The sequence below is a fragment of the Streptomyces armeniacus genome, assembly GCF_003355155.1.
GTDB lineage: Bacteria > Actinomycetota > Actinomycetes > Streptomycetales > Streptomycetaceae > Streptomyces > Streptomyces armeniacus.
The window spans coordinates 1,205,389-1,225,371 of the sequence record NZ_CP031320.1 but is presented as its reverse complement, the minus strand read 5'-3'; the positions used below and the strand labels follow the sequence as shown (position 1 = coordinate 1,225,371).

The following is a 19,983-nucleotide window of genomic DNA, read 5'->3' as shown; positions in this document are numbered from 1 at the left end:
GTTTCGGCTCGGAGGTCAGGCCCCGGTACGGGACGGGCCGCCGGCCCCGGCGCGGGCCGCCCGCTCCCGCAGCAGATCCCGTTCGCGGGCGTTGCGGGTCAGGGACGCCGCCCGCTCGAACTCCGTACGGGCCTCCGCGCCGCGCCCCAGCCGTTCGAGCAGGTCGCCGCGTACGCTCGGCAGCAAGTGGTAGTCGCGCAGGGCCCGTTCGCCGGCCAGCGCGTCCACCAGTTCCAGGCCCGCGGCCGGGCCCTCCGCCATGGAGACGGCCACCGCGCGGTTCAGCTCCACGACCGGCGACGGGGTCAGCGCCGCCAGCCGCCCGTACAGCGCGGCGATCGACTGCCAGTCCGTGTCCTCGTAGCGCACCGCCCGCGCGTGGCACGCCGCGATGGCGGCCTGCACGGAGTACGGCCCGGTGCCCGCGCGGCGCAGGGCCTCGGCGCCGCGGAGGATGAGCATGCGGTTCCACCTGGCCCGGTTCTGGTCGGCGAGCAGCACCGGCCGGCCGTCGGGCCCGGTACGGGCCGCCGTACGGGAACTCTGGAACTCCAGCAGCGCCGCCAGCCCGTGCACCTCCGGCTCGCCGGGCATCAGCCCCGCCAGCACCCGTACGAGCCGCAGCGCGTCCTCGCACAGGGCGGGGCGTACGAGATCGTCGCCGGCGGTGGCGGAGTAACCCTCGTTGAAGATCAGGTAGATGACCTCCAGGACCGACGCCAGCCGCTCGTCCCGCCCGGTGCCGTACGGGACCTCGAACGGGACGCCCGCCTGCGCCAGCGTCCGCTTCGCGCGGACGATGCGCTGCGCGACCGTCGGCTCGGACGTCAGGAACGCGCGGGCGATCTCGTCCGTCGTCAGCCCGCCCAGCAGGCGCAGCGTCAGCGCCGTGCGGGCCTGCGTCGACAGCACCGGGTGGCAGGCGGTGAAGATCAGCCGCAGCAGGTCGTCGTCGATGCGGTCCGGGTCGTCGAAGTCCGCCGTCTCCTCGGGCGGCGGCACGTCCTCCAGCGCCCGCCCGACCTCCGCGAGCTTGCGGGCGTACGTCTCCCTGCGGCGTACGAGGTCGACCGCGCGGTGCTTGGCGGTGGCCATGAGCCAGGCGCCCGGCCGGTCCGGGACACCCGACTCCGGCCACCGCTCCAGCGCGGCGACCAGCGCGTCCTGCGCGAGCTCCTCGGCGATGCTCACGTCCCGCACGATGCGGGCGACACCGGCGATGATCCGCGCGGACTCGATCCTGAACACCGTCTCGACCGTCTCGGCCGTGCTTCCTGCCGTCACGGCCACATCAGAACAGCCGTACGAGGGGTGGGCAAGCGCGGCGGCGAGGGTCTCAGGCCGGGCCGGTGCGGGCCGGTGCGGTGCCGGTACAGGGCCGGTCAGTCCTCGGAGATCTGCCGCACCTCGGCGGTCAGATCCTCGTGCAGGCCCTGGATGTCGCCGAACCGCCTGGCCCACTCCAGAGCCTCGGCCTTGTCCTTGGCCTGGATGATCGTGTAGCCGCCGACGACCTCCTTGCTCTCGGTGAACGGCCCGTCGGTCTGGCTGAGCTCGCCGCCCGTCCAGGTCAGCCGGGTGGCGTCCGGCGTACGGGTCAGCTCGCCCATGTCGAGCATCACCCCGGCCTTGCTGATCTCCTCGAACAGCTCGCCCATCCGCCGCTGCAGCTCGGGGCTCGGGTCCTCGGTGGGCTGGGTGCGCTCGTTGTGCATGACGATCGTCAGGAAACGCGGCATGGTGGCTCCTCGGTCGGAAGGGCGCGGGCTCTCCTCGCCTCTCACCCCTGCGTCGAACGGGAGACCGCCGGATCGACAGCTCCCTCCGGATTTCTTCCGGTGAATTCTCACGCGCCGGGTGCGCGGGTACAGGATGCCCCTCGTGAACGCTGTCGCTGTGCTCTGCGGACTCGCGGCCAATACGGCGCTGCCGCCCGGACTGGTCGACCGGCTGATCGCGTTCGCGGTGGCGCGGGCCGGTGGGCCTGCCGCCGACGCAACCGGCGCAACCGACGCCGCTGCCGATGCCGCCGCCGCGGACGCCCGCGCCGTCGCCGCCGAGCTGGCCGACCGCGCCGACCTCGGCCACGCGCAGGCCGTCGCCCTCGCGGCGGCCGGTGACGACACCGCCGTACGCCTCGCCCGCGCCGGCCGGCTGACCACCGCCGACCTCGACCCCGCGACGCGCCCGCAGGCGGCGCTCGCCCTGCTCGACACGGGGCGCGGACACCCGGACCGGGCCCGCCTGTTCGCCGCCGACCCGGACGCCGGGCGGCGCGCGAAGCTGGCCGCCTGCGGCGGGCTGCCGCCCGACGTCGTCGACACGCTCGCCGCCGACCCGGACGTGGAGGTCGTCGCCGAACTCGCGCTCTGGACGGCCTCGCCCGACACGGCAGCCCGCCTCGCGGCGCACCCGCACGCCGAGGTACGGCGTGCGGTGGCGGCCAACGAGTCCGCGCCGCCCGCCGTACTGGCCGCCCTCCTCACCGGCGACGGCCTTCCCCCGGCCCGCCGGTGCCTGGTCTGCGACCGCCACCCGGCGCCGTACACGCACCCGCCGTCCTGCCCCCGCCCCGACTGCACTCTGCGCCCGGGCGCCACCTGCGACGGCACCCACCAGTCCACCGCGCACGAGACGCTGGGGCACGCGCTCGCCAACCCGGCCACGCCCGCCGTCACCGCCGCCGGCTTCGCCGGCCACCCCTCGACGCTGCTGCGCTGGGCGCTCGCCTCCCGTACCGACCTGCCCCCGTACGCGGCCCGGCGGCTGGCGGCCGACCCCGTACCCGGCGTACGGGCCGACCTCGCCGCGAACCCCGCGGCGGACACCGCCCTCCTGCACCGGCTGGCCGCCGACCCGCACGACGACGTGCGGCGCGCGCTCGCGTCCAACCCGCGCGTGCCGCTCGACGTGCTCGCCCGCGTGGCCGCTTCGACGAAGACCGGTACGACGCTGCTACCCCGTATCGCCGCCGCCTCGCCCCGCGAGGTCGAGGAGCTGGCCGCGTCGCCGCAGCCCGCCGTACGGATGCTGGCGGCCGTACGGCGTGACCTGCCCGCCGCCGTACGGGACGCCCTCGCCGCAGACCCCGACGCGAAGGTGCTCGCCGCCGTCGCGCCGCACCCCGGCCTCTCGGCGGCGCGGCTGCGCGCGCTGGCCGTACGGCACGGGGCGCGGGTCGCCGCCGGGGTGGCAGCCAACCCCGACGCGCCGCCGGAGCTGCTGGCGGAACTGGCGCGGCACGAGCCGCCCGCACGGAAGGCGCTCCGTTCGATAGCCCGGCACCCCGACGCGACGGCGGCGGCGCTGCTCCCGTGCCTGGCGGACCGCCGCGCGCGGCCGCTCGCCGCCGCCCACCCGGCCCTCCCGCCGCCGGTCATCGCGGAGTTGCTCGGGGACACCGACCCGCAGGTGGCCGAGGCGGCGGCCGCCAACCCGTCGCTGGCGCGCGACACGATGGCGGAACGGGTGCCGCGCGCGGGCGATGCCGGCACCGGCACCGATGCCGGCGCCGGGCGATAATCCGTTTCGTACGCGCCTCCCGTCCGCTAGAACTTCTCCCCATGTGGGATACAAGCGGTACGCACCACGTCGCCGTCGTCACCGGAGCGAACCAGGGCATCGGCGCGGCCACGGCCAGGGCCCTCGCCGCCCGCGGTGTCGCGGTCCTCTGCACCTACCTCAGACTCCGCGAACCGGAAGGCACGGACGGTACGGGTGAGCCCGCCGGGCCGGACGGCCGCTACGAGCGCGACCGCTCCGCCACCGGCGAGGCCGTCGCGGAGGAGATCCGCCGGGCGGGCGGGCGCGCGGAGGCGTTCGAGGCGGACCTCGGCGACAGCGCGGCACCCGGGATCATCTTCGACGTCGCCGAGGAACGCCTCGGCCCCGTCGACATCCTGGTCAACAACGCGTCGGGCTGGCTCCAGGACTCGTTCACACCGGACCCCGCCGACCAATTCGGGCGGCCGCTGCAGGAGGTGACCGCCGATACGTGGACCCGGCAGTTCGCGGTGGACGCGATGGCCCCGGCGCTGCTCATCGGCGAACTGGCCCGGCGGCACCGGGAGCGCGGAGCGGACTGGGGCCGCATCGTGGGCCTGACGTCGGGCGGCGAACTCGGCTTCCCCGGCGAGGTCTCGTACGGCGCGGCCAAGGCAGCCCAGACCAACTACACGATGTCCGCCGCCGTGGAACTCGCCGACCTCGGGATCACCGCGAACGTCGTACACCCGCCGGTGACCGACACCGGATGGGTCACGGACGATGTCCGCCGATACGTCGCCGCGAGCGGCACGCACTTCCACGTCGCGGAGCCGGACGAGGTCGCGGAGACCATCGCGTTCCTCACCTCGGACGCGGCGGCCCTCGTCACGGGCAACGTCCTCACCCTCCGCTGACCCCGGCCACCCGTCCGCCACCCGCCCGCGCCAACGGCCGCCCGTCTCCGTCAACGGCCGCCCGCCGCCCGTTCGTTCGCCTCCTCCAGCTCCGCGAGGAGCGGGCTGAGACGGGCGGCGAGCGCGGGATCGGACCGCCGCAGCTCGCCCGCGGCGACAGTGACGGCGGCCGTCAGGGCACGGCGCAGGTCCGGCCCGTCGAGCGAGCGGACGAGCGTCGTCTCCAGCTCCGCCGCCAGCTCGTCCGGCAGCAGGTGCGCGCCCTTCGCATGCGCGGCGGGAAGGCCCAGCCGCAGGCAGGCCAGCGTGACGACGTGGTCCCGTACGGCCCCGATCCAGTACGCCGCCTGCCAGCGGTGCCCGCGCTCGAGGCAGACGAAGGCGTGGAGTACGTGGTGCCAGAGGAGCCCGGCCAGGGCGTTCCCGTCGGGTTCCGGGAACGGCTCGGGCGTACGGGTCCGGCCGAAGACCGTGTGCCACTGCGGGCCCCGCGGCCCGAACTCGGCCTCCGGCGTGAACGTCAGGTCCACTTCGAGCCAGCCGGGCAGCAGGAACACGCGGACCGTACTCGTATCGGACCGCAGATCCCAGTGATGCCGCGCCCCCAACGCCGAGCGGAGCCACCGGGTCCACCGGTCCACGGTCGCCGCCAGACCGCCACGGACAGCGAGCACCAGGTCGGTGTCCGACCAGCGGTCACCGGCCGCGACGGCGTGCGAGCCGGTCCAGGCGGCGCCCACGACGGCTTCGTCGGCCTCCGCGCGCGCGAGCAGCCGCGCCCGTACCCGGTCCCGTTCCTCAACGCTGAACACCACGGATCTCCTTCCCCAGGCCGGGCTGCCCCGGCGGCACGCGGGTGTCGCCCGGCAGCCGGATCAGTCCGGTCAGTCCGGTCAGTCCGGTCAGTCCGCCGCCGAGAAGGCGCCGTCGGCGAGGAGCGGCACCGTGGTGCTCGTGTCCGCCTCCGTCGCGATCGACACATCCGAGGGGAAGCCCGCGTCGGTCAGTTCCCGTCCGGAGGCGCTGCCCGCCACGTCCGCGGCGATGTCCGTGGAGCCGGTGAAGGCCGTGGCCGCCTGCCCGGCCTCGGGCGACAGCGACGTGCGGCCGTTCCGCCGGAGCGCGGCGATCACCGCTCCCGCCCCCAGCAGGTCCTCCAGCGCGGGGCGCAGGCTGCCGTCGGGCCAGCGCTCGCCCGCGGCGATCACCCCGACCGGACGCTCAGCCGTGCCGTAGCGGTGCGCCGCGAGCCACGCGCCGACTGCGGCGCCGTTGCGCAGGCACGCGGCGACCACCGGCAGACCCTCCGCGGCGGCGGAGATGGCCGACCCGTTGGGCGACGGGAGGACCAGCCGGGGCGTGAACGGCGCACGCCGTACGGCCTCGGGGGAGAGCGTCCACGGCGTGTCCTCGCACGCGGCGCTGCGCCCGACGGCCAGCGGGGCGCCGACCTCCCGGGCGAACTCGGCGGCGGTCGCGTCGCGCCACGCGTACGGGAACACGCGTGCCCCGGACTCGACGGCGACCGACACGGTGGTGGTGAACGACAGCACGTCGACGACCACCAGGCAGGCGGCCTCGCGGGCGAGGTGCGCGGCCCCGGCCGGGCCCCACTCGAACCGCACCCCGAACCCCGTCTGCAGGAAGTCGCCGCCCATGGCCGCCATCCTGCCACCGGCGCCGCCCCCGGAGCCGCCCCGGAGCCCGGGGCTTTCCGCCCAGTGGTGTGACCGGGATGGTTCACAGTGGTCGGGAGAGACGGTTCATGGGACGAGCGCGGTCCCCAAGGCGGCTGGTATTACTGGTGCATGCAGGAAGAGACCGCGCGGTCCGCGATCGACACGTTCATCTCCGCGTTCAATGCCTCGGACGACAGCTATGTGATTGCGCTGCTCTCCCAGGCCCTGACCTCGGACGTGGTCTTCTGGGGACCGTTGGGCCGCAGTGAGGGGATCGAGGCGGTCGAGCGGTTCGTGCTGGACATCCGGCGCCACCCCGCGGGGACCGGCACGATGGTGCGCTGTTCGGCGGTGGACATGCCGGGCGAGTGGGCCCGGTACCAGTGGGTCTTCACGACGCCGGACGGGGGCCCCCGCCTGGCCGGAACGGACGTCGTCCATCTGCGGCGGAGCCTCATCGACCAGGTCATCGTCTTCGCGGGGGAGATCGAGCCGTCCGCCTCCTGAGTCATTCTCCTCTGGCGCCGTCCTTCGCCTGAACCGGCCCCGTTCGGGGCTCCGGGTCTGCCCAGCCGAGATCGTCTTCACAACGCTCCGGTCGTCCGCGCTTGGCCACGAGCGGACCGGTATGCGCTGTGGCTGAGTGAGTTCGCGGTTGGTCAGGCTGCGGTGTTGAGGGGGCGTCCGCCCCAACGGATGCCCTTCTCGCTTCGGATGCGGGCGCGTTTCTTGCGTTCGGCGGTCAGGACGTCGCGGTGGCGGGCGTTAGCGCCGGGCTTCGATCCTCAGGTCGCCGCGGGTCGGTTGGCGGGTCGTCTCGCGGGTGAGCAGGTCTTGCGGGAAGCCGAGTTCGACCGCGGAGGCCCCGTCGAGGCGGGCCAGCTGGGAGGCGGTGAAATCGACCTCCAGTGCGCCCAGGTTGTCCTCCAACTGCGCGGGGGTGCGGGCGCCGATGACCGGTGCCGTCACGCCCGGGTTCTGCAGGGTCCAGGCCAGCCCGACCTGGGCTGGCGTACGGCCCAGCTCGGCGGCGACCTCCCGTACAACGTCCACGATGGCGAAGTTGCGTTCGGTGAGCGCGCCCTGGGCGAGGTTCAGACTCCTGCGGGTGCCGTCGCCGAACGCGCCGTCCGGCGCGGTCAGGTCGTCGCGGCTGTACTTGCCGGTGAGCGCTCCGCCGGCCAGCGGTGACCACGGGACGACGCCCAGGCCCATCTCGCGTGCCATGGGGATGAGTTCACGTTCCCCGGTGCGTTCGATCAGGTTGTACTCGATCTGGAGCGCGACCAGCGGCGACCAGCCGCGCAGGTCGGCGGTCGCCTGCATACGCGCCACCTGCCAGGCCGGCCCGTTGGAGATCGCCACGTACAGGACCTTGCCCTGCCGGACCAGATCGTCCATGCCGCGCAGGATCTCCTCGACCGGCGTCGTGGAGTCCCACACGTGCAGGTAGAGCAGGTCGATGTAGTCCGTGTTCAGCTGCCGCAGGCTGGCTTCCACGGAAGCGAAAAGGCTCTTGCGGTGCGGGCCGCCGGAATTCGGATCGCCGGGGCGGCGCAGCGTCGTGTACTTCGTCGCCAGCACCAGGCTTTCGCGGTTGTCGCGGGCGAATTCGCCCAGCAGGCGCTCGGAGCTGCCGTTGGTGTAGGTGACGGCGGTGTCGATGAAATTGCCGCCGCGCTCGACGTAAAGGTCGAACAGCTTGCGCGCTTCGTCCCGTTCGGCGCCCCAGCCCCACTCGGTGCCGAACGTCGCCGTGCCCAGCGCCAGCGGTGAGACCCGCAGCCCGGAACGGCCCAGCAGTCGGTAGGTGTCGAGACGCAAGGGGATGCGGCATCCCGACGCCGGTCTGATCGCGGTGCATTTCGAAACGCTCACGCCGCTCCAGGACCCGGACCAGCTGCTGGTGATCCACCGCGCCGCGGACGTGGAGAGCCAGTCCGCGCTGGACGGCCTGTTCGCAGGGTGACGCCGGGCACCGACGACGGCTGAGCGACGTACGCGTAGCGGCGCGGGCACCCGCCGTGAGCGGCCCTGACCGGGAACTCTTTGCATAGAACTGCATTACTGCGTATAGTCATGCTATCGCCTAGGAGAGGACGCGATGGCAGTGCGCGCAGCGGTGGCGGGGGCCAGTGGTTATGCGGGAGGCGAGATCCTGCGGCTGCTGGCCGGGCACCCGGAGATCGAGATCGGCACCCTGACCGGCAACACCAACGCGGGACGACGCCTGGGCACCCTCCAGCCGCACCTCGCGCCGCTGGCCGGGCGCGTGCTCGAGGAGACGACGGCCGCGGCCCTGCGCGGGCACGACGTGGTCTTCCTCGCGCTCCCGCACGGCCAGTCCGCCGCCGTCGCCGAGGAGCTCGGCGACGACGTGCTCGTCGTCGACTGTGGCGCCGACTTCCGCCTCACGGACGCCGCCGCCTGGGAACGGTTCTACGACACCCCGTACGCCGGCAGCTGGCCGTACGGGCTGCCCGAACTCCCCGGCGCCCGCAGCGCGTTGCAGGGTGCCCGGCGCATCGCCGTGCCCGGCTGCTACCCGACGGCCGTCTCGCTCGCGCTGTTCCCCGCGTACGCCGCGGCGCTCGCCGAGCCCGAAGCCGTGATCGTCGCCGCGTCCGGCACGTCCGGGGCGGGCAAGTCGCTCAAGCCGCATCTGCTCGGCAGCGAGGTGATGGGCTCCATGAGCCCGTACGGCGTCGGCGGCACCCACCGGCACACCCCCGAGATCGTCCAGAACCTGTCGGGAGTGGCGGGCGAGCCGGTGACGGTCTCGTTCACGCCGACGCTCGCCCCGATGCCCCGCGGCATCCTCGCCACGTGCACGGCACGCGCGCGTACGGGCGTGACGGGGGAGGCCGTACGGGCGGCGTACGAGAAGGCGTTCCAGGACGAGCCGTTCGTCAGCCTGCTGCCCGAGGGGCAGTGGCCGGCCACGGCCGCCGTGTACGGCTCGAACCAGGTGCTGCTCCAGGTCGCGTACGACGAGGCTGCCGCCCGCATCGTCGTCGTCGCGGCCGTCGACAACCTCACCAAGGGCACCGCCGGCGGCGCGGTGCAGAGCATGAACATCGCCCTCGGACTCCCCGAGGAGCTGGGACTTTCCACGATCGGAGTCGCACCGTGAGCGTGACAGCGGCAAAGGGGTTCACGGCCGCGGGCATCGCCGCCGGGATCAAGGAGAGCGGCGGGCCGGACCTCGCCCTGGTCGTCAACCAGGGCCCGGGTCGCGCCGCCGCCGGAGTGTTCACCTCGAACCGGGTGAAGGCCGCCCCCGTGGTCTGGTCGGAGCAGGTGGTCAAGGGCGGCCAGGTGTCCTGCGTCGTCCTCAACTCGGGCGGCGCCAACGCGTGCACCGGCCCCGCCGGGTTCCAGGACACCCACGCCACCGCCGAGCGCGCCGCCGAGGTGCTGGGCCACAGCGCGGCCGAGGTCGCGGTCGCGTCCACCGGGCTGATCGGGCTCCGGCTGCCCATGGACGCGCTGCTGGCGGGCATCGGCACGGCGGCGGGCGAGCTGTCCCCGTACGGCGGTGAGAAGGCCGCCATCGCCATCAAGACCACCGACAGCGTGCACAAGACCGCCGTCGCCGAGCGGGACGGCTGGACCGTCGGCGGGATGGCCAAGGGCGCGGGCATGCTCGCGCCGGGGCTGGCGACCATGCTGGCCGTGCTCACCACGGACGCCGACATCGGCGCCCCGGAGCTGGACGAGGCGCTGCGCGCGGCGACCCGTACGACCTTCGACCGCGCCGACTCCGACGGCTGCATGTCCACCAACGACACGGTGCTGCTGCTCTCCTCCGCCGCCTCCGGTGCGACGCCCGGCTACGAGGAGTTCGCGGAGGCCGTACGGGAGGTCTGCGCCGATCTGGCGCGGCAGCTGATCGGGGACGCGGAGGGCGCGAGCAAGGACATCAGGATCGAGGTGACGGGCGCGGCGAGCGAGGACGACGCGGTGGAGGTCGGCCGTTCCATCGCCCGCAACAACCTCCTCAAGTGCGCCATCCACGGCGAGGACCCGAACTGGGGCCGCGTGCTCTCCGCCATCGGCACCACCTCCGCCGTCTTCGAACCCGACCGGCTGAACGTCGCGATCAACGGCGTGTGGGTGTGCCGGAACGGCTCCGTCGGCGACGACCGCGACCTGGTCGACATGCGCTTCCGCGAGGTCACCGTCACCGCCGACCTGGCGGCGGGCAGCGAGTCGGCGGTCATCTGGACCAACGACCTCACCGCCGACTACGTCCACGAGAACAGCGCGTACTCGTCATGAGCACCCGCAAGCACACCGCGCTGCCCAAGGCGCAGACGCTCATCGAGGCGCTGCCCTGGCTGACCCGGCACCACGGGAAGACGGTCGTCATCAAGTTCGGCGGCAACGCCATGGTGGACGAGGAGCTGAAGGCGGCGTTCGCGCAGGACGTCGTGTTCCTCCGGCACGCCGGGCTGCGCCCCGTCGTCGTACACGGCGGCGGCCCGCAGATCAGCGCCCAACTGGACCGGCTCGGGCTGGAGTCGGAGTTCAAGGCCGGGCTGCGGGTCACCTCGCTGGAGACGATGTCGGTCGTACGGATGGTGCTGGCCGGCCAGGTGCAGCGCGAGCTGGTCGGGCTGCTGAACCAGCACGGTCCGTTCGCCGTCGGCATGACCGGCGAGGACGCGCACACCATGACGGCCACGAAGCGGTACGCCGACATCGACGGCGAACGGGTCGACCTCGGCCGCGTCGGCGACATCACCGGCATCGACGCGGGCGCCATCGAGGCGCTGCTCGACAACGGCCGTATCCCGGTCGTCTCCTCCATCGCCCGCAGCACGGACGACGACCACGTCTACAACATCAACGCCGACACCGCCGCCGCCGCGCTGGCCGCCGCGCTCGGCGCCGAGACGCTGATGGTCCTGACCGACGTCGAGGGCCTGTACGCGGACTGGCCGAACAGCGACGACGTCATCAGCGAACTCACCGCGAGCGAGCTGGAGAAGCTGCTGCCCGACCTGGCCAGCGGGATGGTCCCGAAGATGGAGGGCTGCCTGCACGCGGTACGGGGCGGCGTACGCACGGCACGGGTGCTGGACGGCCGCGTGCCGCACTCGATCCTGCTGGAGATCTTCACCGACGAGGGCATCGGCACGATGGTCGTGCCGGACACCGCGGGGCACGACGCCGCCACCGCACCGCAAGAGACCGCACCGCAAGAGACCGCACCGCAAGAGACCGCACCGCAAGAGACCGCACCGCAAGAGGGGGCGCGCACCGCATGAGCAGGGGCGACGGCAACCAGGAGCTCACCCGGCGCTGGCAGGGCGCCCTGATGGACAACTACGGCACCCCGCGCGTCCCCCTCACCCACGGCGAGGGCGCCAGGGTGTGGGACGCGGACGGCAGGGAGTACCTCGACTTCGTCGGCGGCATCGCCGTCAACTCGCTGGGCACCGCGCACCCCGCGGTCGTACGGGCGGTCTCCGACCAGGTCGCCATGCTCGGCCACGTCTCGAACCTCTTCATCGCCGAGCCGCCCGTCGCGCTCGCCGAGAAGCTCCTCGAGGTGACCGGCACGGGCCGGCCCGGACGCGTCTACTTCTCCAACTCGGGCGCCGAGGCGGTCGAGGCCGCGTTCAAGATCGGGCGGCGCACCGGCCGTACGCACATGGTCGCCACCCAGGGCGGCTTCCACGGCCGCACCATGGGCGCGCTCGCGCTCACCGGGCAGCCGGCGAAGCAGGAGCCGTTCCTGCCGCTGCCCGGCGACGTCAGCCACGTCCCGTACGGAGACGTGGCAGCCCTGCGCGCGGCCGTCACGGAGGAGACGGCGCTGCTGATCGTCGAGCCCGTGCAGGGCGAGGCGGGCGTAGTCGTACCGCCGGAGGGTTATCTCGCCGCGGCACGCGAGATCACCCGCGCCACCGGGACGCTGCTCGTGGTGGACGAGGTGCAGACGGGCATCGGCCGGACCGGGCACTGGTCCGAGTGCCAGGCGCAGGGCGTCGAACCCGACGTGCTCACCCTCGCCAAGGGCCTCGGCGGTGGCCTGCCCATCGGCGCGACCCTCGCCTTCGGACCCGCGGCCGACCTGCTGACGCCCGGCCAGCACGGCTCCACGTTCGGCGGCAACCCCGTCGCGTGCGCCGCCGCGCTCGCGGTGCTGGACACCATCGAGGCCGAGGGCATCCTGGCCAACGTCAAACGGATCGGCGCCCGGCTCCGCGACTCCATCGCGGCGCTGGAACACCCAATGATCGAACACGTCCGCGGTTCGGGCCTGCTGCTCGGTATCGTTCTCACCGAGTCCGTCGCACCCAGCGTGCAACAGGCTGCTCAGGACGCGGGTTTCCTGGTGAACGCGGTCGCCCCGGACGTCATCCGGCTCGCCCCACCGCTCATCCTCGGCGAGGCCGAGGCGGACGCGCTCACCGCGGCGCTCCCCGCCGTACTGGACGCGGCCGGCGGAGCCCGACGAACCTAATAAGAGGAAACGGACGATGAGCGAGGAGCAGCACAGCGGACAGGCCGTGCCCCAGACGCGTACGGCACGGCACCGGCGGATCGTCGACATCCTGAACCGGCAGCCGGTCCGTTCCCAGAGCCAACTGGCCAAGCTGCTCGCCGACGACGAGCTGACCGTCACGCAAGCCACCCTCTCCCGGGACCTGGACGAACTCGGCGCGGTCAAGATCCGCAACGCGGTCGGTGAACTGATCTACGCCGTCCCGGGCGAGGGCGGCGACCGCACGCCGCGGGCGCCGCTCGGCGAGTCGGCGAGCGAGGCCCGTATGGCACGGCTGTCCGGCGAACTCCTGATCTCGGCGGAGGCCTCGGCCAACCTGGTCGTGCTCCGTACGCCGCCGGGCGCCGCGCAGTTCCTGGCGTCGGCGATCGACCAGGCGGGCGTCGAGGAGATCATCGGCACGATCGCGGGCGACGACACGCTGCTGCTGATCAGCCGCGATCCGACGGGGGGCCAGGCGCTGGCGGAACACCTGCTGCAACTGGCCCAGAAGGCCCGGTAGTTACGCGCTGACCTCGGCGGCCACCGGCCTTGTGCCGCGTACGCTCCGGCTCGGACCGCCTACGAGTGCGGCCCGGTGGCCGTCACCCCGTGACCGCCGCGCCCGGCGGACGGGACCGGTAGGTACCGACAGGCGCCGCCCGCCAGGGCTACCGCGTCGGCGCCCGCACGGTGAGGATCCCCAGGGTCGACTGCGTGGGCAGCATCCCCGCTCCGATGACGGCCGCGAACACCGGCCCGTTGAGTTCCGCCAGCCGCGCGCAGCCGTCCGCGCCCAGTGCGCGGTACGGCTCCGCCGCGAGCTCGTCCGTCATCCGTTCGATGTCGTCGCGGCGCTGCCGCCCGAGCGCCGTCGCGCGGCCCTCCGCGTCCAGCCAGCCGCGTGCGGTGAGCCGCTCACGCGCCGCGCCCCATTCCTCGTCGGTCCAGCCGCGCGTGGCGAAGTTCGGCTCGGGTGCCGCGCCGATCGCGGCGAAGGAGACGAGCGATTCGCAGCCGTCCAGCCCGGCGGCGCGCAGCGCGACGAGGTGCCCGTCGCCGCGGTGCTCGCGCAGCACGGTGGCGGCGTGCCAGAGCTGGAGGTGCGGGGTCTCGGGGCCGGGCCAGGGCAGGTCGCGGTTGGCGGCGGCGAGGGTACGGCCCGGCAGGTCGGCGGCCTCCGCGGCCGTACGTGCCAGCCGCGCCGCCTCGGCGATCCCGGGGTCGTCGACGCCGGGGCCGAGCAGCGCGCGCAGCGTACGGTCCACCGCGCGCAGCCTGGCGTCCAGCACGGCGTCGGGGGAGGCGGTGTCCCACACGCCGGGCACGTACGCGCGGACGGCGCGCGGGCTGAAGCTGTAGTACGCCGCGGTCACCAGTTCCGGGCCTGCCGCGCCGAGGGGCGCGGAGCGCAGGGCGAAGTAGCGCGGCCAGCGGGAGTCGGCGGGGTAGCCGAGAGCGGCGGCCTCCTCCGTCGCTTCGGGGGAGAAGTAGACGGAGGCGTGTACGGGCTCCAGCTGGTGCCATGTGCTGCGGGCGAGGCTCGGGAAATCCGTCATGAACGGGACGCTACCCGTCCAATGTTTACGCCGTCAACATTAAAGTGTCGCGACGACTGGCGACGGCCCGCCGCACGGTCCACGCTGGAGCCATGGCCAAGCGGAACAGCAAGCGGGGTGGCGGCGGGGGCGGCGGGGCCGGTGGACGGCAGTCGACGCTCGACGTCCGCGTGCGCCGGATCTACGACGAGCCCGAGGGTGCCGACGGCTCCCGCGTCCTCGTGGACCGGGTCTGGCCGCGGGGGATGGCGAAGGACCGGGCCCGGCTGGACGAGTGGCTCAAGGGTGCGGCGCCCTCGACGGAGCTGCGCCGCTGGTACGGGCACGATCCGGAACGCTTCGAGGAGTTCTCCGAGCGGTACCGCGCCGAACTCGACGGGGAGGAGCCGCGGGAGACCCTCGACCGGCTCCGTGAGCTGGCCGAGGACGGCCCGCTCACGCTGCTGACCGCCACGAAGGACATCGGTCTCAGCCATGCGGCGATCCTCGCGGACGTCCTCGCGCACGAAGGCTGACGCTCCGGTCTGCCCGCTCGCGCGCCCGCGCTCCACCCCGTAGGCCCGCGCCCGTACGGTCTCGCGCGCCCGCGCCCCGTACGTCCCCTGCGCGCCGCTCCGCGCGCCCCTGCGTCCGCCGCCCCGCACGCTTCCATGCTGCGCGGTTGACGAAGCATACAGTCGAGTGCATACTTATACCTATCAGCGCATGCTTCAGAAGGAGAACCCCGTGACCGAGCGCGTCGTACTCGCCTACTCCGGCGGTCTGGACACATCCGTCTGCATCGGCTGGATCGCCGAGGAGACCGGGGCCGAGGTCGTCGCCGTCGCCGTGGATGTCGGCCAGGGCGGCGAGGACCTGGATGTCATCCGCAAGCGTGCGCTGGCCTGCGGCGCGGTCGAGGCGGAGGTCGCGGACGCGAAGGAGGAGTTCGCCGACGAGTACTGCCTCCCGGCGATCAAGGCCAACGGCCTCTACATGGACCGGTACCCGCTGGTCTCCGCACTCTCCCGGCCGACGATCGTCAAGCACCTCGTCGCCGCCGCCCGCAAGCACGGCGCCGGCACCGTCGCGCACGGCTGCACCGGCAAGGGCAACGACCAGGTGCGGTTCGAGGCCGGCATCGCGTCCCTCGCGCCCGACCTGACGTGCATCGCCCCGGTCCGTGACTACGCCATGACCCGGGACAAGGCCATCGCCTTCTGCGAGGAGAAGGGCCTGCCGATCGCGACGTCCAAGAAGTCGCCGTACTCCATCGACCAGAACGTCTTCGGCCGCGCCGTCGAAACCGGCTTCCTCGAGGACATCTGGAACGCGCCCATCGAGGACGTCTACGAGTACACCGAGAACCCGGCCACCCCGCGCGACGCCGACGAGGTCGTCATCACCTTCGAGCACGGCGCGCCCGTCGCGATCGACGGCAAGCCCGTCACCGTGCTGCAGGCCATCCAGCAGCTCAACGAGCGGGCCGGGGCGCAGGGCGTCGGCCGGATCGACATGGTCGAGGACCGGCTGGTCGGCATCAAGTCCCGGGAGATCTACGAGTCGCCCGGCGGCATCGCGCTGATCGCCGCGCACCAGGAGCTGGAGAACGTCACCGTCGAGCGCGAACTCGCCCGCTACAAGCGGCAGGTCGAGCAGCGGTGGACCGAACTCGTCTACGACGGCCTGTGGTTCTCGCCGCTCAAGCGCGCCCTGGACGGCTTCATCAACGAGGCGAACGAGCAGGTCAGCGGCGACATCCGGATGACCCTGCACGGCGGCCGGGCAGTCGTCACCGGCCGGAAGTCCGACCGTTCGCTGTACGACTTCAACCTGGCGACGTACGACAGCGGCGACACCTTCGACCAGTCGATGTCGAAGGGCTTCATCGAGCTCTTCGGCATGTCGTCCAAGATCGCCGCGAAGCGGGACCTGGCGCAGTAGTCTGCGCCCGCCCCGTACGCCTCCCCGTGCCGCGTGGCCGGGGAGGCGACCTGTATGACGACCCGTACGACGACATGCCACCACCGAGGAGCAGCGCAGCGATGAGCAACGGACCACAGGAGCACGGCACGCCCGCCGGCCCCGCGGGCGACACCGCACCCGGCGAGGGGGGCGGCGACGTACGCCTCTGGGGCGGCCGGTTCGCCGACGGGCCCTCCGAGGCGCTGGAACGGCTGTCCGCCTCCGTGCACTTCGACTGGCGGCTGGCCCCGTACGACATCGCCGGCTCCCGTGCCCACGCCCGCGTGCTGCACACCGCCGGGCTGCTGACGGCGGACGAGCTGGAGCGGATGCTCGCCGGGCTGGACCGGCTGGAGGCGGACGTCGCCGACGGCTCGTTCACCGGCACCGTCGCCGACGAGGACGTGCACACCGCGCTGGAGCGCGGCCTGCTGGAACGCCTCGGCCCCGACCTGGGCGGGAAGCTGCGCGCCGGCCGGTCGCGCAACGACCAGGTGGCGACGTTGTTCCGGATGTACCTGCGGGACCACGCCCGTATCCTCGGCGGGCTCCTCGCCGACCTCCAGGAGGCGCTCGCCGGGCTCGCCCGCGCGCACCCGGACGTGGCCATGCCGGGCCGTACACACCTCCAGCACGCCCAGCCCGTACTGTTCGCGCACCACGTCCTCGCGCACGCGCAGGCCCTGTCGCGGGACGCGGAACGGCTGCGGCAGTGGGACGCGCGTACGGCCGTCTCGCCGTACGGGTCGGGGGCGCTGGCGGGTTCCTCGCTGGGGCTGGACCCGGAGGCGGTCGCGCGCGAGCTGGGCTTCGAGCGGGGCTCCGCCGCCAACTCCATCGACGGGACGGCGTCGCGCGACTTCGTCGCGGAGTTCGCGTTCATCACCGCGATGATCGGCGTGGACGTGTCTAAGCTCGCCGAGGAGGTCATCCTCTGGAACACGAAGGAGTTCTCCTTCGTGACCCTCCACGACGCGTTCTCCACCGGCTCGTCGATCATGCCGCAGAAGAAGAACCCGGACATCGCCGAGCTGGCGCGCGGCAAGTCCGGGCGGCTCATCGGCAACCTCACCGGCCTGCTCGCGACCCTCAAGGCCCTCCCGCTCGCGTACAACCGCGACCTCCAGGAGGACAAGGAGCCGGTCTTCGACTCGTGCGACCAGCTCGAGATCCTGCTGCCCGCGTTCACCGGCATGATGGCCACGCTGACCGTCAACCGGGAGCGCATGGCGGAGCTGGCGCCGGCCGGTTTCTCGCTCGCCACGGACGTCGCCGAGTGGCTGGTGAAGCGGGGCGTGCCGTTCCGCGACGCGCACGAGGTCGCGGGGGAGTGCGTGAAGGTCTGCGAGGCGGCTGGCATCGAGCTGGACGAGCTCACGGACGAGCAGTTCGCGAAGATCTCGTCGCACCTCACGCCCGAGGTGCGCACCGTGCTGAACGTGCCCGGCGCCCTGGCCGCACGGGACGGCCGCGGCGGCACCGCGCCGTCCGCCGTCGCCGTACAGCTCGCCGAGGTCACGGCGGATCTGGCGCGGCAGCGGGAGTGGGCGGAGGCCGCGACGCGATGACCGTACGGGTGCGCCCCGAAGGCAAGCACTGAGACGTTGAGGCTCCATGTGAGACACTCGTGTCTCACATGTGGTGCTCTCGTCTCATGAGTGTCGAACCCGAGGCCGTCCTGCGTGCCGCCGCCGGCCAGCTGACCCGCAAGCCGACCTCCTCCATGGACGAGATCGCGCGGGCAGCGGGCATCAGCCGCGCCACGCTGCACCGGCAGTTCGCCGGCCGTGACGTGCTCGTACGGTCGCTGGAGGACCTCGGCCTGCGTCAGCTGTCCGAGGCGCTGGACGCGGCGCGGCTGGACGAGGGCGATCCGGTGGAGGCGCTGCGCCGCGTGCTCGCCGAGGCGGAGCCGCTCGCCGGGTTCCTCGCCTTTCTGATCACCGAGAACCAGTTGTTCGAGCCCGGCGGGATGAACGAGGGCTGGCAGCGCATCGACGCCCGTATCGACGCGCTGTTCCGGCGGGGCCAGGAGCAGGGCGTCTTCCGGCTCGACCTGACCTCGGCATGGCTGACCGACGCCCTCTACGCTCTGGTCACGGCGTCCGCCTGGGCCGTGCAGGAGGGCAGGATCGCGGCGCGCGACTCCCGCCGTATGACCGCCGAACTGCTGCTGGGCGGCGCCCTGCGGAGGACGGAATGACCCGGAAGACCGCGGGCGCGGGCCCGGCGCCCGCCCCCGCGCTGTCCGCACGGCAGCGCTGGCTCGCGCTGTCCGTGCTGGTGCTGGCGGTGCTGCTGGTCGGCGTCGACGCCACCGTCCTGGGCCTGGCGACGCCGTACCTCAGCGAGGACCTGCGGCCGTCCGGCACGGAGCTGCTGTGGATCGGCGACGTCTACTCGTTCGTCATCGCGGGACTGCTCGTCTCGATGGGCTCGCTCGGCGACCGGATCGGGCGCAAGAAGCTGCTGCTGACGGGCTCGGTCGCGTTCGGCGCGGTCTCGGCGCTGACCGCGTACGCGCACAGCGCCGAGACCATGATCGTGTGGCGTGCGCTGCTGGGCGTCGCGGGCGCGACCCTGATGCCGTCCACGCTCGCGCTCATCCGGAACCTGTTCCCGGACCCCCGCGAGCGCAGCGTCGCCGTCGGCATCTGGGGCGCCATGGCCTCGGCCGGCGCCGCCGTCGGGCCGGTGGTCGGAGGGCTGCTGCTGGAGCACTTCTGGTGGGGCTCCGTCTTCCTCATCAACCTGCCCGTCATGGCGGTCCTGGTCGTCGTCGGCGCCAAACTGCTGCCGGAGTCGAGGAATCCGCGGCCGGGCCCGTGGGACCTGCCGAGCGTCGTGCTGTCCATGGCCGGGATCGTCGCCGCCGTATACGCGATCAAGGAGGCGTCCGTACACGGGCTGAGCGCGGACGTGGCCGGGGCGGGCGTGCTCGGTACGGCGGCGCTCACCGTCTTCGTACGGCGGCAGCTGCGGCTGCCGTCGCCGCTGCTGGACATGCGGCTGTTCCGGCACCGCGGGTTCTCCGGCGCCGTACTCGCCGACCTGCTCACGATCCTCGGGCTGTCCGGGCTGATCTTCTTCCTCTCGCAGTTCCTGCAGATGGTGCAGCTGCGTACGCCGTTCCAGGCCGGGCTGGCCGAACTGCCCGCCGCGCTGGGCGCCGTCGTCGCGGGCCTGGCGGCGGGCACGGTGGCCCGCCGTACGTCGGTGCGCGGCGCCGTCTCGGGCGGTCTGGCGGCGGTCGGCCTGGCGCTCGCCGGGTGCGTGCTGCTGCACGTGTCGACGGGCTACTGGCTGCTCGGCACGCTGCTGCTGGTCCTGGGCATCGGCGCCGGGCTGTCGTTCACGGTGACGGCCGACGTGATCCTCTCCAGCGTGCCGAAGGAGCAGGCGGGCGCCGCCTCGGCGGTGTCCGAGACGGCGTACGAGCTGGGCGCGGCGCTCGGCATCGCGCTGCTCGGCTCCGTGGTCACCGGCTACTACCGGGACTTCGCCACCCCGGAGGGCGTCCCGGAGAGCGCGGCCGCCGCGGCCCGCGAGTCGCTGGGCGGCGCGGTGGAGGCGGCGCACGGCGTGCCGGGCGCGTCGGGGGAGGCGCTGATGACAGCGGCGCGGGAGACGTTCACCGAGGGGCTGCGGGCGGGGGCGGCCGTGGGTGCGGTGGTGCTGCTGACCGCGGCGGCGCTGTCCTGGCGGCTGCTGCGCGGGCAGCGGCTGGCGGACGGCCCCGGCGAGGAGGCGGTCGGCGGCGCGGGCGCCGAGGCCGCCGGTGCAGCCGCTTCCGGTACGGGCGAATAACCGGCCCGGACGGGGGAACCCGGCGGCACCGACGGGAAGAGAGGCGATCCCGAATGATCGGAACAGAGAGCCGCGCGGCGGCACAGACACAGGACCGC

The 19,983-nt window shown here is 73.3% G+C and carries 20 protein-coding genes; 14 read left to right on the top strand and 6 right to left on the bottom strand.

Annotated features, from left to right (window positions below):
* Window positions 1-15 precede the first annotated feature (15 nt).
* Together DVA86_RS05345 and DVA86_RS05340 are read right to left on the bottom strand one after the other, a co-directional pair.
* On the bottom strand, window positions 16-1,290 hold the full coding sequence (locus DVA86_RS05345; RefSeq protein WP_208876202.1) for an RNA polymerase sigma factor: 1,275 nt from the start codon (window positions 1,288-1,290) through the stop codon (window positions 16-18).
* A 92-nt stretch (window positions 1,291-1,382) separates the two neighbouring features.
* Window positions 1,383-1,739, bottom strand: a complete 357-nt coding sequence (locus DVA86_RS05340) for a YciI family protein (protein WP_208876200.1) — start codon at window positions 1,737-1,739, stop codon at window positions 1,383-1,385.
* Window positions 1,740-1,881: 142 nt separating this feature from the next.
* Between DVA86_RS05340 and DVA86_RS05335 the strand changes: the two genes are divergently transcribed.
* Both DVA86_RS05335 and DVA86_RS05330 read left to right on the top strand, forming a co-directional pair.
* Window positions 1,882-3,522 carry a hypothetical protein gene (locus tag DVA86_RS05335; protein ID WP_245996350.1) on the top strand — a complete coding sequence of 547 codons (1,641 nt, stop codon included), beginning with the start codon at window positions 1,882-1,884 and terminating at the stop codon, window positions 3,520-3,522.
* A gap of 41 nt (window positions 3,523-3,563) precedes the next feature.
* Window positions 3,564-4,400 carry an SDR family NAD(P)-dependent oxidoreductase gene (locus DVA86_RS05330; protein ID WP_208876197.1) on the top strand — a complete coding sequence of 279 codons (837 nt, stop codon included), beginning with the start codon at window positions 3,564-3,566 and terminating at the stop codon, window positions 4,398-4,400.
* 50 nt (window positions 4,401-4,450) lie between these two features.
* On the opposite strand, the gene DVA86_RS05325 is transcribed toward DVA86_RS05330, so the two are convergent.
* Window positions 4,451-5,212 (bottom strand): hypothetical protein, encoded by a 762-nt coding sequence (locus tag DVA86_RS05325; RefSeq protein ID WP_208876195.1) that lies wholly within the window; start codon window positions 5,210-5,212, stop codon window positions 4,451-4,453.
* A 90-nt stretch (window positions 5,213-5,302) separates the two neighbouring features.
* Complete coding sequence (locus tag DVA86_RS05320; RefSeq protein ID WP_208876193.1) at window positions 5,303-6,058, bottom strand: 2-phosphosulfolactate phosphatase; 756 nt, start codon at window positions 6,056-6,058, stop codon at window positions 5,303-5,305.
* 150 nt (window positions 6,059-6,208) lie between these two features.
* On the opposite strand from DVA86_RS05320, the gene DVA86_RS05315 reads away from it, so the two are divergent.
* The gene (locus DVA86_RS05315) at window positions 6,209-6,586 is read left to right on the top strand and encodes a nuclear transport factor 2 family protein (protein ID WP_208876191.1); all 378 of its coding nucleotides are present in this window, start codon (window positions 6,209-6,211) and stop codon (window positions 6,584-6,586) included.
* A 258-nt stretch (window positions 6,587-6,844) separates the two neighbouring features.
* Here DVA86_RS05315 and DVA86_RS05310 read toward each other — a convergent pair whose 3' ends face one another.
* Window positions 6,845-7,909 (bottom strand): aldo/keto reductase, encoded by a 1,065-nt coding sequence (locus tag DVA86_RS05310; RefSeq protein ID WP_208884407.1) that lies wholly within the window; start codon window positions 7,907-7,909, stop codon window positions 6,845-6,847.
* Between DVA86_RS05310 and DVA86_RS05305 the strand changes: the two genes are divergently transcribed.
* From DVA86_RS05305 to DVA86_RS05280, 6 genes are all read left to right on the top strand, one after another.
* Complete coding sequence (locus tag DVA86_RS05305) at window positions 7,890-8,048, top strand: hypothetical protein (RefSeq protein ID WP_245997836.1); 159 nt, start codon at window positions 7,890-7,892, stop codon at window positions 8,046-8,048. The genes DVA86_RS05310 and DVA86_RS05305 overlap by 20 nt on opposite strands.
* 135 nt (window positions 8,049-8,183) lie before the next feature.
* Window positions 8,184-9,212 (top strand): N-acetyl-gamma-glutamyl-phosphate reductase, encoded by a 1,029-nt coding sequence (argC, locus tag DVA86_RS05300; protein ID WP_208876190.1) that lies wholly within the window; start codon window positions 8,184-8,186, stop codon window positions 9,210-9,212.
* Window positions 9,209-10,360: a bifunctional glutamate N-acetyltransferase/amino-acid acetyltransferase ArgJ gene (gene argJ / locus DVA86_RS05295; RefSeq protein ID WP_208876189.1), complete on the top strand. Its 1,152-nt coding sequence runs from the start codon at window positions 9,209-9,211 to the stop codon at window positions 10,358-10,360. Before argC ends, argJ begins: the two co-directional genes overlap by 4 nt.
* A complete protein-coding gene (argB, locus tag DVA86_RS05290; RefSeq protein WP_208876187.1) occupies window positions 10,357-11,352 on the top strand; it encodes an acetylglutamate kinase in 996 nt (331 codons plus the stop codon). Before argJ ends, argB begins: the two co-directional genes overlap by 4 nt.
* On the top strand, window positions 11,349-12,554 hold the full coding sequence (locus DVA86_RS05285) for an acetylornithine transaminase (protein ID WP_208876186.1): 1,206 nt from the start codon (window positions 11,349-11,351) through the stop codon (window positions 12,552-12,554). Before argB ends, DVA86_RS05285 begins: the two co-directional genes overlap by 4 nt.
* Before the next feature lie 16 nt (window positions 12,555-12,570).
* Window positions 12,571-13,098 carry an arginine repressor gene (locus DVA86_RS05280; protein ID WP_208876185.1) on the top strand — a complete coding sequence of 176 codons (528 nt, stop codon included), beginning with the start codon at window positions 12,571-12,573 and terminating at the stop codon, window positions 13,096-13,098.
* 148 nt (window positions 13,099-13,246) lie between these two features.
* On the opposite strand, the gene DVA86_RS05275 is transcribed toward DVA86_RS05280, so the two are convergent.
* Complete coding sequence (locus DVA86_RS05275) at window positions 13,247-14,134, bottom strand: SCO6745 family protein (protein WP_208876183.1); 888 nt, start codon at window positions 14,132-14,134, stop codon at window positions 13,247-13,249.
* 92 nt (window positions 14,135-14,226) lie between these two features.
* Between DVA86_RS05275 and DVA86_RS05270 the strand changes: the two genes are divergently transcribed.
* The 5 genes from DVA86_RS05270 to DVA86_RS05250 all read left to right on the top strand — a co-directional run bounded on the left by DVA86_RS05270 (window position 14,227) and on the right by DVA86_RS05250 (window position 19,885).
* Window positions 14,227-14,649, top strand: coding sequence for a DUF488 domain-containing protein (locus tag DVA86_RS05270; protein ID WP_208876181.1), 423 nt, complete (start codon window positions 14,227-14,229; stop codon window positions 14,647-14,649).
* Window positions 14,650-14,860: 211 nt separating this feature from the next.
* Window positions 14,861-16,057, top strand: coding sequence for an argininosuccinate synthase (locus tag DVA86_RS05265; protein ID WP_208876179.1), 1,197 nt, complete (start codon window positions 14,861-14,863; stop codon window positions 16,055-16,057).
* Between the two features lie 101 nt (window positions 16,058-16,158).
* Window positions 16,159-17,646: an argininosuccinate lyase gene (argH, locus tag DVA86_RS05260; RefSeq protein ID WP_245996349.1), complete on the top strand. Its 1,488-nt coding sequence runs from the start codon at window positions 16,159-16,161 to the stop codon at window positions 17,644-17,646.
* An 86-nt stretch (window positions 17,647-17,732) separates the two neighbouring features.
* Window positions 17,733-18,281, top strand: coding sequence for a TetR/AcrR family transcriptional regulator (locus DVA86_RS05255; RefSeq protein ID WP_208876177.1), 549 nt, complete (start codon window positions 17,733-17,735; stop codon window positions 18,279-18,281).
* Complete coding sequence (locus tag DVA86_RS05250) at window positions 18,278-19,885, top strand: MFS transporter (RefSeq protein ID WP_208876176.1); 1,608 nt, start codon at window positions 18,278-18,280, stop codon at window positions 19,883-19,885. Before DVA86_RS05255 ends, DVA86_RS05250 begins: the two co-directional genes overlap by 4 nt.
* Window positions 19,886-19,983 lie beyond the last annotated feature (98 nt).